This is a genomic window from Heyndrickxia sp. FSL W8-0496 (genome assembly GCF_038007825.1).
GTDB classification, from domain to species: domain Bacteria; phylum Bacillota; class Bacilli; order Bacillales; family Bacillaceae_C; genus Heyndrickxia; species Heyndrickxia oleronia.
In genome coordinates, this window is sequence record NZ_JBBOXX010000001.1 from 1745943 (window position 1) to 1758437 (window position 12495).

Here is a 12495-nt window from a genome sequence, read left to right on the forward strand (position 1 = left end):
CAATACGTAGGGGTTAAGCAGGTGAAAGGATGGCTAAGACGAAAAAAACAGATATTCACACGATTATTAAACAATATGGTTTAAATGTTAATTTTTACGAGAAATATGGAAAAAGCTTTAAAGTTATTACGAATGAAGGAGTTTTTGCTTTAAAAAGAATCTCTCCACAAAAGGGTACAGATTTTGTAAAAAATGTTCAAATGCTATACCATCGTGGATATAATCGGATTGTGCCAATTTATCCTACAATGGATGGGAGATATGGGGTTCTCCATAAAAATGATTTATATTACTTAATGCCTTGGCTACCAAATGAAGAGAAAGAAGATAGAAATGAAAAACATCAAAAAATGTTTAGGGAGTTGGCTAGGCTTCATACTTTATCAGTTAAGGACATCCAACTTTCTAAAGAACAACGTAAAGAGCATTATGATCAAACTGTTTGGCAATGGGAAAGGGAAACCGAGTTTTTTGAAGAATTTTTAGAACGTAGTGAACAGAAGTGGTATATGTCACCATTTGAATTAATGTTTTGTACATTCTATCAGGATATCTTTCGAGCTGCAAAATATTCAAAAGAGCAACTTGAAAAATGGTATGAGGTTTCAAAGGATCAGGAAAAGGGAAGAACTGTCGTTGTTCATGGGAAAATTTCTACAGAGCATTTTTTATACGATGAGAGGGGCTATGGATATTTTTCTAACTTTGAACAATCAAATATCTTGTCCCCAATACATGATTTATTACCATTCTTAGCTAGAACATTAAATACATTTCCGAAGCGTATGGATGAGTGTGTGGATTGGCTAAACACATATTTATCGCATTTTCCATTTCGAGAGGATGAAAAATACTTATTTCTTGGCTATTTAGCATATCCAGGTCCGATTCATCAAATAGTTGAGGAATATTATTTGAAGAAAACAAAAAAGAATGAATGGGAGTTTGTTAAACAACTTCAAAGAAAATATTGGCTATTAAAAAATACAGAATATGTGGTTATGCGAATGAATGAAATAGATAAACAAAAGACAGACCCTTCCTAGCTATTAAGGATGGGTCTATATTGTTATTTTACCACCCCAACCCATATTTGTTTTTAGCAAATATCTAGATCCATTCGTTTTGAAATGCAAAGGCAATTAAAATAAATATTGCTAATAACAAAACATCAAATGCAGTGGGTAATAAAATGGTTCGAATAGCTTGAAAGATAGTAAAAGGAATAATTAGTTGTTTACATATGCCTTTGAATGTTTTCATCCAAGACTGTAATGTATATTGATTAAATTTTTTTTTCATTCTTTCACCTTCCTCTTATCGATCCCCTTAGTAATAATGTATGATTAATAGGCGAATCTGTGTCAGAGTGTAAATTGAATGATTATCCATGAATTTTTTTAAAAAAATGGGCAATAATAATTGACGAGATGACTATTAATTAGATAGTATAATAAATAAAAATAAATCAAAATGTAAATGCAGTGATTGGGAAAAGTACAATGGGATACTACTTTATCAGAGGTATTTATTATACTTCTTCAGAGAGGGAAATCAATAGCTGAAAGATTTCCTAAGAGAGAACATTGGAAAAGTCACCCATGAGTAGCTTCTGTGAAACATAGCGGAGTAATGGAAGCCGGCGAAGAGCCGTTATCTTACATAAGTGCCAGAAATAGTTCTATTAATGCTGTTTCTGTGAAAAAAGGTGGTACCGCGAAAATCGCTCCCTTCGTCCTTTTGACGATGGGAGTTTTTTATTTTTTTGGTACCCTTTACTGAAAGTGAGGAGAAAGAAATGGAAACAAATGAATTACAAATGTCAACCAAATATGATCCGAATGCCATAGAAAAGGACCGCTATGAATGGTGGCTAAAAGGAAAATTCTTTGAGGCAGCAGACGATCCAAATAAGGAACCGTATACAATCGTTATTCCACCTCCAAATGTGACGGGGAAATTGCATCTTGGTCATGCATGGGATACAACATTACAAGATATCCTAACAAGAATGAAGAGAATGCAGGGCTATGATGTATTATGGCTACCAGGAATGGATCACGCAGGAATCGCTACACAAGCTAAAGTTGAGGCGAAATTAAGAGAAAATGGTATATCAAAGTATGATCTCGGAAGAGAAAAATTTGTAGAAGAAACTTGGAAATGGAAAGAGGAGTATGCAGCTTTTATTCGCAAGCAATGGGCTAAGATTGGGTTAGGTTTAGATTATTCCCGCGAAAGATTTACTCTAGATGAAGGATTATCAGATGCAGTTAAAAAGGTGTTTGTTACTCTTTATAAAAAGGGACTTATTTATCGTGGGGAGTATATTATTAACTGGGACCCTGCAACCAAAACAGCATTATCTGATATTGAAGTAATATATAAAGATATACAGGGTGCTTTTTATCATATGCGTTATCCATTAGCAGATGGTTCAGGGCATATTGAGATTGCAACAACACGTCCGGAAACCATGCTAGGAGATACAGCTGTAGCTGTTCATCCGAATGATGATCGTTATAAACATTTAATCGGAAAAACGGTTATTTTACCAATAACAGGCCGTGAAATACCGATTGTTGGTGATGATTATGTAGATATGGAATTTGGTTCAGGTGCAGTTAAGATCACTCCAGCACATGATCCTAATGACTTTGAAATTGGAAACCGCCATAATTTAGAACGTATATTAGTTATGAATGAAGACGGAACCATGAATGAAAAAGCAGGTAAATATGTAGGCATGGACCGTTTTGAATGTCGTAAACAAATCGTTAAAGATTTACAGGCAGAAAATGTACTCTTTAAAATAGAAGATCATATGCATTCTGTTGGACATTCTGAACGTAGTGGTGCTGTTGTTGAACCATATTTGTCAACACAATGGTTCGTTAAGATGCAGCCATTAGCAGATGCAGCAGTTGAATTACAAAAATCCGAATCAAAAGTTCACTTTGTACCTGAAAGATTTGAAAATACGTATTTACGATGGATGGAAAACATTCGTGATTGGTGTATTTCGCGCCAGCTTTGGTGGGGTCATCGAATTCCAGCTTGGTATCATAAGGAAACAGGTGAAATCTATGTTGATACAAATCCACCAACTGATATTGATAACTGGGAGCAAGATTCAGATGTATTAGATACATGGTTTAGTTCAGCACTGTGGCCATTCTCGACTATGGGTTGGCCCGATACTGAGGCAAAAGATTTTCTACGTTATTACCCAACGAATGCATTAGTAACTGGTTACGATATTATTTTCTTCTGGGTAGCTAGAATGATTTTTCAAGCGAAAGAATTTACTGGCGAAATACCATTTAAAGATGTATTAATTCATGGTCTTGTTCGTGATGAACAAGGTCGAAAGATGAGTAAATCTCTTGGAAATGGCGTTGATCCAATGGATGTTATCGATAAATATGGGGCAGATTCACTGCGGTATTTCTTATCGACAGGCAGCTCACCAGGTCAAGATTTAAGGTTCAGTATGGAAAAGGTTGAATCCATTTGGAATTTTGCCAATAAAATTTGGAATGCCTCACGCTTTGCCTTAATGAATATGAATGGATTAACTTTTGATGAAATTGATTTAAATGGTGAAAAATCAGTTGCAGATAAATGGATTTTAACTCGTTTAAATGAAACCATCGAAACAGTAACTAAACTTGCCGATAAGTATGAGTTTGGGGAAGTGGGTCGAGCTTTATATAACTTCATTTGGGATGATTTCTGTGATTGGTATATTGAAATGGCTAAATTACCACTTTATGGGGAAGACGAGACTGCTAAGAAAACAACTCGTTCTATTTTAGCGTATGTTTTAGATAACACGATGCGTCTTTTACATCCATTTATGCCATTTATTACAGAAGAAATTTGGCAAAATCTACCTCATCAAGGTGAATCGATTACGGTAGCAAATTGGCCTACGAAAAACAATGATTTACATGATGAGGCCGCAGCGGGTGAAATGAAATTATTAGTTGAAATCATTCGTTCGGTACGTAATATTCGTGCAGAAGTAAATACACCATTAAGTAAAAAGATTAAACTATTACTTAAGGCAAAGGATGAACAAGTACTAAGCGTTTTAACAAAGAATCAGTCCTATATTGAACGTTTCTGTAATCCGGAAGAATTAATCATGGATATTGAAATGGATACACCAGCAAAAGCGATGACTGCTGTTGTAACAGGAGTTGAACTATTCCTTCCTCTTGAAGGTTTGATTAATATTGATGAAGAAATAGCACGTTTGGAAAAAGAATTAGATAAATGGTCTAAAGAAGTAGATAGAGTACAAAAGAAACTAGGTAATGAAAAATTCACAAGCAAAGCTCCAGCTCAGGTCGTTGAAGAGGAACGAGCAAAGGAAAAAGATTATTTAGAAAAACAAGCAGCTGTTAAAGCAAGAATAGAAGAATTAAAGCAAAATTAATGTTATTATCAACCGTGAGAGGCTGTCTAAAAAAACAGGCAGCCTCTTTATTATTACATCAGTAGAAAAAAGAGGGAATCGTAATGAAAACGTATGATGAAGCCATTCATTGGATTAATTCAAGATTAAGATTTGGTATTAAACCTGGTTTAGAACGAATGCAATGGATGATGGAAAAATTAGGATCTCCTGAAAAAAAATTAAAGGTCATCCATATTGGAGGAACAAACGGAAAAGGCTCGACGGTTACTTATCTTCGTTCGATCTTAAATGAAGCGGGCTATAAGGTCGGAACATTTACTTCACCTTACATTGAAACGTTTAACGAGCGTATAAGTGTAAATGGTGCCCCAATAAAGGATGAAGAGATTATTCAGCTGGTGAACGTCATCAAACCTATAGTCGAAGAGATTGAAACAACAGAACTAGGAACAATGACAGAATTTGAAGTGATTACCGCGATGGCTATATATTACTTTGCTAATATGAATCCAATGGATATTAACATCTTTGAAGTAGGACTTGGTGGTAGATTAGACTCAACCAATATACTAGTTCCAATCATGAGCATTATTACAAATATTGGAATGGATCATATGAATATTCTTGGTAATACGGTTGAGGAAATTGCTACTGAAAAAGCAGGAATCATAAAAAAAGATACACCAATTATAACTGGGGCTAAGCAGGAAGAGGCTTTAAACGTCTTTATTGAAAAGTCAAAACTGTTAGGAGCCAAGCTCTTGGTAGGTGGGAAAGATTTCGCGATAGATGAAGTGAAAACATTGAAAAAAGGTGAACAATTTTCCTACCATTCAGCTGTATCATTTTATAAAAATATCGAAATTTCAATGCTTGGATATCACCAGGTTGAAAACGCGTCATTAGCAATCACTGCAGCTGATTTTTTGAAAATACCTGAACATGTAATAAGAGAAGGGTTAAAAAAAGCGTTTTGGCCGGGAAGAATGGAGATGGTCAGTGAAAAGCCTGTGGTAATCCTGGATGGCGCTCATAATCCAGAAGGAGTATTATCACTTGTCCAGACCATAGAGGAACATTTCCCGAATAAAAGAAGACATATCGTCTTTGCTGCCCTACGTGATAAAGAGTTAAAGCCTATGTTAAAAACATTAGCAAGTATTGATTCGAAAATATATTTTACCCAATTCGACTCACCGAGAATAACAGAAGCGGAGGAATTTTTGTCAATATATCCTATTCCTAATGCTAAGGTAAATAGTAATTGGCGCGAATTAATTGAAAATGTCTATATGACTTTAACGCGTGATGAGGTACTAATCATTTCAGGTTCATTATACTTTATTAGTGAAGTGAAACCCTACTTAAGAATAATCATTAAAGAAAATAACTACAAGGATTAATGAGAAAATATAATGACAATTTAACTATAATTTGGTAGAATATTTTATAAAATTGAGACTTATTAACTAGTTCGGGAGGGGCAAGAATGAGTAATCAAGCTATTAAACCAACTAAGCTTCTAATCATCTCATGGTTGCTAATTTTACCTGCTGGTATATATATAGCTTACCGTTTTTTCCCCTCTGTACCCATGAACCCACTTTTAATTTTAGTCTTTTTAGTTTTAGTAGGCGTAGTTGCCTATTTCCCCATCATTATTAATGATACTCCGATATTTTTAGTACAATGGGTAACGTTAGTAGCCTTTCTTTTACATGGTTTAATATATGAGATTATTTTTATGCAATTTTCCATCCTTATGCTGATGTTTTCATTAAAGATAGGAAAAGATGATAGTTATCGTTATTTTATTAATTCAATCATGTTTTTTGTTATTTCACTTTTTAGTGGAGCTGTATTTTATGCACTTGGAGGCAAAGTTGGGTATTTTTCCATTCAAGAATTAATTATTCCATTATTTGTATATCAAATTGTTCTTTTTATCTTAAATCAAATCCTTTTATACTGGTCGAAAATAATGTTAAAAAAGAAAGCAAAATTATTTGCTAAAGATATGATTTGGGATTTCTGTACATTAGTTATGATTCTTCCACTTGGTCTTGCATTATATTATTTATTTGAAGAGATTAGCTATGTTGCATTTCTTTTAATTGGGATCCCCTTCCTTAGTTTTGGTTATGTGTTAAGAATGTATAATTCATCAGAAAGAATTAATGATTATTTACAGCGCGCCGCAGAAATAGGACATCAATTGACAGAGAGATTGCAGGTCAATGAAGTACTAGATGTATTTATTCAAAAAATATCGCAAATGTTACCGGTAGATTATGCCTATATTTTAGACGTAAAAAACGATAAACTTGTTCTTCTTAGAGGAGTAGAAAAAGGAGAGCAACAATTAAATAGTATTCCACCAATTGAAAAGAATGAAGGGATTAGTGGAATGGTATGGGGAACAAGAAAAGCCGTTTTCTACCATGAAAAATCTGAATGGGAGAAGGATGCAAAAGGATATATGCCTAAAGGTGCGGAAAGTATTATTTGTGTTCCGATTTTTAGAGAAAAAAAAGTAGAGGGGATATTATTTTTAGCCTCTACACGAAAGAAGCAATATGAAAAATATCAAACGTCAATGTTAGATATTTTATGTTCTTATTTTGGCGTAGCGATATCAAATGCTAGACATTATGAAAAAACAAAAAATATAAGTGAACATTGTTCATTAACAAAATTATATAATTATCGATATTTTGATGATCTTCTTACGCGTGAATTTGAATTACTGAAAAAAGGTGACCGAAAAGAATTATCTATCATCATGTTAGATATAGATTATTTTAAGAAGATTAATGATACATATGGCCATCAAAGCGGAAATGAGATCCTTGTTCAAATGGCAAAAAGAATTCGTAGTTTAATAGGAAATAGAGGAACTGTAGCTAGGTATGGAGGAGAAGAATTTGTTATTCTTCTACCAGATACAAATAAGAAATCAGCATTACGGTTAGCGGAAATCGTTCGTTTAACTATTGCTAATCGCCCATTTAGTACACAAAATTTTTTAGACTTTGATGAAAAATATGAAAGTGTGGATATAACTGTCAGTATTGGAGTAGCTTCAGCACCAAATGATGCAGATGATGCCCTTGCCCTAATTCGCCATGCAGATCGAGCCTTATATATTGGAGCCAAGCGTGAGGGGAAAAATCGTGTAGCGGAATACGTGAAGTAATAATAAGATTTAGAAATATTTGTTTTTGTAGATATTTTATCCAATCAAACAATATAATAGACTTAGATAAACTATTATAACTTAAGGAGTATTTTACTCATATGGATAGTTTGATGATCGTATATTTTTTCATATTAGGTCTTGTATTTGGATCATTTTTTAATGTGATTGGATTAAGAGTCCCAGTTAATCAATCAATATTTTTTCCGAGATCACATTGTCCGAGTTGTAAACACCAATTACGCTGGTTCGAATTAATTCCTTTACTATCATTCCTCTTATTAAATGGAAAGTGTAAGCAGTGTAAATCCAAATTGTCAGTATTGTATCCTATAACGGAAATATTGACTGGAGCCTTATTTGCTTATTCTTATATGAAAATTGGATGGGATATTGATTTACTATTTGTTCTACTATTTATATCATTAATGATCATTATTACGGTAACAGATATTATTTATATGCTTATACCTGATAGAATATTGTTATTTTTCTGCAGTGTATTTATCTTCTTAAGAATATTTTATCCCACAAACCCATGGTGGGATTTCATTGTAGGTGCAATAATTGGTTTTTCTTTATTATTGTTCATTGCTATTATTAGCAAGGGTGCAATGGGTGGGGGAGATGTTAAACTTTTTTTTGTTATCGGATTAATACTGGGTACAAAGCTATCTTTGTTGACATTTATTTTAGCCACGATCCTCGGTGCCCTCTACGGGATTTTTATCATTATTGTTGGAAAATATAAAAAAAGAAAACCGATTCCATTTGGCCCCTTTATTAGCTTAGCATCGATTATTTCTCTTTTTTACGGAAATGTAATTATTTCTTGGTATTTTGGTGTACTACTATGAATGTATTGTGTAATCATCTCCTATTGAAAAATTTGACGAAATCCTTCACAGGCAAGACGACAAAAGTCTTGTTCTTTTTTTTTATCCATGTGGTAGCATATAACAAATATGCGCACGGAAGGGAGACAAAAATGGACAAGCAGAATCAAAATCCTAGGATCAAAATTAAAATAAATGGAGAAGAACGTCCATTTAAAGAGGAAATGGAAATCCATGATTGGAAAGTAGCGAAGAAGGAAACAGCTGCAGGTGCGGAAAACGCTTCAGAAGAGGATTCGTTTGATTGGGTGCTTCCTGAAATAGATGAAAACGAAGTCAATGAGTTTAAAAAAATCCATTATCCAAACATTCATTCCAAATCTAGTTTTAAAAATAAATTCAAAAGAAAATCAGGGAATCAACACCTATCAGCACTTTTGATTTCAGTAATCACTGCAGTAACTATTGGTGTCATTATTGGGATATTTATGTTGAAAATAGTTATTTATCAAACGAATTCATCAGGACAAGCAAATGTTTCTAAACAGACTGATACCAATCAAGCGCCATCTAATAATGGAATATCTTCGACGGTTCAAATTCCAACCCTAACATCTTCTTTTGTCCAAGGTGGTGTTTTTAAAGACCCTGAACCTATAGTAAATACGATTAAAAGTAAGGGGCTACCAGCGATTGTGCTTCCTATGAATAATCAGAATTATATTTATATAAGTGTTTCAGGTAATTTAGATACTGCTAAAGAATTAGCCTCTATATTAAAAGATAAAGGGGTTGAAGTTTATGCAAAGGAGCTAAGTATTGAAGGGAAAAAAATATCTATAACTACAAAAGATGAAGCAAAGCTTATTACTGAAGCGATTTCGCTTTTCCCGACATTAGCAGAAGAAATTTCAAAATCCTTTATTACTGGGCAAACGAACAGTGAAAAAATTGCATCACTTCAAGAAAAAATAAACCAAATAAATAGCATAAAGGACGTCAAAAGTAAGGATATTGATTTATTGAGGAAACTGGAAGTAACTAGTCTAAAGTCACTGATTAGCTTCAAAGATCTACAAAATAAGGAAGAATTAATGGATGCGCAAATGTCCTTATTAACCTTTGTTGAAAAAATAAATCAATTAAAATAGATTATTTTATATTCCCTATTGAAGGTCGGAAATTCTAATTCAATAGGGATTAGTTTTGTAGAAGAAAAATTTCTTTTTTATGCCAAATTTCGATTATTTTCATTGTGAATGGTTATGTTATTTGATAGGATAATATTGTATCTCTCAACTTCTACTAAGAAAGTTTAGGTGAACACATGTCTAATTTAATATTAGCTTCATCATCTCCTCGCAGAAAAGAACTTCTAGCAAAGTTACAAACCCCATTTACGGTCGTAACCAGTCATGTGAATGAAGAATTTGAAAAAAATTACTCCCCAGAGCAAGTTGTTTTAGAGTTAGCGACAAGAAAGGCTAAAGCTGTATCAAGAGAGTATCCAAATTCCATTGTTATCGGAGCAGACACGATTGTTGTACATGCTCAGCAAATTCTTGGGAAACCAAAGGATATAGATCATGCAAGAAGCATTCTTGAAGGGCTTTCAGGTAAAACACATTCGGTTTTAACTGGTGTTGCGATTATTCATGCGGAAAGAATTCAAACGTTTTACGAAAAAACAGATGTGACATTTTGGGAGCTGTCATCAAGGGAAATTGAAAATTATTTAAACAGTGGTGAACCATTCGACAAAGCTGGTGCGTACGGTATTCAAGGTTTAGGATCTATATTTGTAAAATCCATACAAGGTGATTTTTACAATGTTGTTGGTTTACCGATCTCACGATTAAAAAAAGTACTTGAGGAATGGAACCTATTATCCTCATTTTGATGTACGGCCTCTTAAAATGCGCATCTCGCTTAGGAGGTTACACAGAAAGTGGAAAAAATAATGATTCGCGATTACCCTGCTGGTGAACGTCCACGTGAACGGCTTGTTAAACACGGAGCGAGGAGCCTATCTAATCAAGAACTACTGGCCATTCTACTTAGAACAGGGACAAAGGATGAGTCAGTAATTCAAATGGCTAATCGCGTGTTGCAAGCCTTTGATGGGTTAAGATTGTTAAAGGAAGCCTCATTAGAAGAAATAATGAAAATTAAAGGGATTGGGTTTGCGAAAGCCGTTCAAATTTTAGCTACTATTGAAATCGGTCGCAGAATAGGGAATCTTACCTATAATGACCGTTACATTATTCGAAGTCCAGAAGATGCTGCAAATTACGTTATGAATGATTTGCGGTTTCTTTCACAGGAACATTTTGTTTGTTTATATTTAAGTACAAAAAATCAAGTGATCCATCAACAAACCATTTTTATCGGAAGCTTGAATGCCTCAATCGTCCACCCAAGGGAGGTATTTAAGGAAGCCTTCCGAAGATCCGCTGCATCCATTATCTGTATCCATAATCATCCATCGGGAGATCCAGGTCCTTCACGTGAAGATATTGAAGTAACCAAAAGATTAGTAGAGTGTGGTAAAATAATAGGGATTGAAATTTTAGACCATTTAATTATAGGGGACAAAAAATTCGTAAGTCTGAAAGAAAAAGGATATTTATAGTACTATTATTTTTGCTCTTGTTACGATATAATAATGTTTATGATTTTTGCAGAAACTTGTTTCTTCGCTAAAAAAAGACAATATTTTTACATGAACTACACAATATAAGATAGAGAAACATTGTTTTTGATATGGAGTAGTTCGTATTTTAGGATTTGAAGAAATAATGGTTTAATCTGCTCCAATCATTCATATTCAGAATAAGTGGCTATAACTGAATAATTTTTGTTCATATAGCTTAAAAAAGAAAAGAAAATTGTATTTAAATGTTATAAGGCATGGATAAGCCTTAGGAAACATTTCAGAGTAGAAAGGGAGATACATCAATGTTTGGTAGTAGAGATCTTGGGATTGATCTAGGAACAGCGAATACACTCGTTTTTATAAAAGGAAAAGGAATCGTTGTACGGGAGCCTTCTGTTGTGGCCATACATACAGATACGAAACAAATCGTTGCTGTTGGTAATGATGCAAAAAATATGATTGGCCGTACTCCGGGTAATATTGTGGCAACTAGACCAATGAAGGACGGGGTTATTGCTGATTATGAAACAACAGCAACCATGATGAAATATTATATAAAGCAAGCAACGAAAAATAAAGGCGGAGGATTCTCTAGAAAACCATATGTGATGGTATGTGTACCATCTGGTATTACGTCTGTTGAAGAAAGAGCTGTTATTGATGCAACAAGACAAGCTGGCGCACGTGATGCATTTCCAATTGAAGAACCTTTTGCAGCTGCGATTGGTGCCAACCTGCCGGTATGGGAACCTACTGGGAGTATGGTCGTTGATATTGGTGGCGGTACAACTGAAGTAGCTATAATCTCATTAGGTGGGATTGTAACGAGTCAATCCATCCGTGTAGCTGGTGATGAAATTGATGAATCCATTATTAGCTATATTCGAAAAACTTATAATCTTTTAATTGGTGACCGTACCGCTGAAGCGATTAAAATGGAAATAGGTTCAGCTGGAGAACCTGAAGGCATTGAACCAATGGAGATTCGTGGACGTGATTTATTAACAGGATTACCAAAAACCATTGAAATTACAGCTGAAGAAATTTCTATGGCTTTACATGATACTGTTCATGCAATTATTGATGCTGTAAAAGGCACATTGGAACAAACACCTCCTGAACTTGCTGCGGATATTATGGACCGTGGAATCGTCTTAACCGGCGGAGGAGCCTTGCTACGTAACTTAGATAAAGTAATTAGTAAGGAAACAAGTATGCCAGTCTTAATTGCCGAAAATCCATTGGATTGTGTAGCAATTGGAACAGGTAACGCACTTGAACATATTGATTTGTTTAAAAATAGAGTAAAAGATAGTAAATAAGGGGAAGGGGCATCATGCCCCTATCCTTCTTGTTTTTACTATACATAAATGGATTTTTT

Annotated in this window: 10 protein-coding genes and 1 other annotated feature; of the genes, 9 read left to right on the forward strand and 1 reads right to left on the reverse strand. The window is 34.2% G+C overall.

All coding sequences use genetic code 11. The annotated features are described in order from the left end of the window. The first annotated feature begins 29 nt into the window (after positions 1-29). Entirely contained in the window at positions 30-1046 is a 1017-nt protein-coding gene (ysxE, locus tag NST63_RS08785; RefSeq protein WP_341041908.1) for a spore coat protein YsxE, read from the forward strand. Positions 1047-1110: 64 nt separating this feature from the next. Here the strand turns inward: ysxE and NST63_RS08790 are convergent, their stop codons facing one another. Then, positions 1111-1302: a hypothetical protein gene (locus NST63_RS08790; protein WP_058002029.1), complete on the reverse strand. Its 192-nt coding sequence runs from the start codon at positions 1300-1302 to the stop codon at positions 1111-1113. A 173-nt stretch (positions 1303-1475) separates the two neighbouring features. Next, positions 1476-1743 (forward strand) — a binding site (T-box leader). 55 nt (positions 1744-1798) lie between these two features. On the opposite strand from NST63_RS08790, the gene NST63_RS08795 reads away from it, so the two are divergent. The 8 genes from NST63_RS08795 to NST63_RS08830 all read left to right on the forward strand — a co-directional run bounded on the left by NST63_RS08795 (position 1799) and on the right by NST63_RS08830 (position 12436). Further along, a complete protein-coding gene (locus NST63_RS08795) occupies positions 1799-4444 on the forward strand; it encodes a valine--tRNA ligase (protein WP_212943384.1) in 2646 nt (881 codons plus the stop codon). 83 nt (positions 4445-4527) lie between these two features. Then, on the forward strand, positions 4528-5829 hold the full coding sequence (locus tag NST63_RS08800; protein ID WP_212943382.1) for a bifunctional folylpolyglutamate synthase/dihydrofolate synthase: 1302 nt from the start codon (positions 4528-4530) through the stop codon (positions 5827-5829). Positions 5830-5915: 86 nt separating this feature from the next. Continuing rightward, on the forward strand, positions 5916-7622 hold the full coding sequence (locus NST63_RS08805; RefSeq protein WP_078109886.1) for a sensor domain-containing diguanylate cyclase: 1707 nt from the start codon (positions 5916-5918) through the stop codon (positions 7620-7622). Between the two features lie 101 nt (positions 7623-7723). Next, the gene (locus NST63_RS08810) at positions 7724-8479 is read left to right on the forward strand and encodes a prepilin peptidase (RefSeq protein WP_212943380.1); all 756 of its coding nucleotides are present in this window, start codon (positions 7724-7726) and stop codon (positions 8477-8479) included. 131 nt (positions 8480-8610) lie between these two features. Continuing rightward, complete coding sequence (locus NST63_RS08815) at positions 8611-9609, forward strand: hypothetical protein (protein WP_341041911.1); 999 nt, start codon at positions 8611-8613, stop codon at positions 9607-9609. A gap of 176 nt (positions 9610-9785) precedes the next feature. After that, complete coding sequence (locus NST63_RS08820; protein WP_341041912.1) at positions 9786-10358, forward strand: Maf family protein; 573 nt, start codon at positions 9786-9788, stop codon at positions 10356-10358. 60 nt (positions 10359-10418) lie between these two features. Next, complete coding sequence (radC, locus tag NST63_RS08825) at positions 10419-11090, forward strand: RadC family protein (RefSeq protein ID WP_436580133.1); 672 nt, start codon at positions 10419-10421, stop codon at positions 11088-11090. Positions 11091-11416: 326 nt separating this feature from the next. Further along, the gene (locus NST63_RS08830) at positions 11417-12436 is read left to right on the forward strand and encodes a rod shape-determining protein (protein ID WP_058002035.1); all 1020 of its coding nucleotides are present in this window, start codon (positions 11417-11419) and stop codon (positions 12434-12436) included. Positions 12437-12495 lie beyond the last annotated feature (59 nt).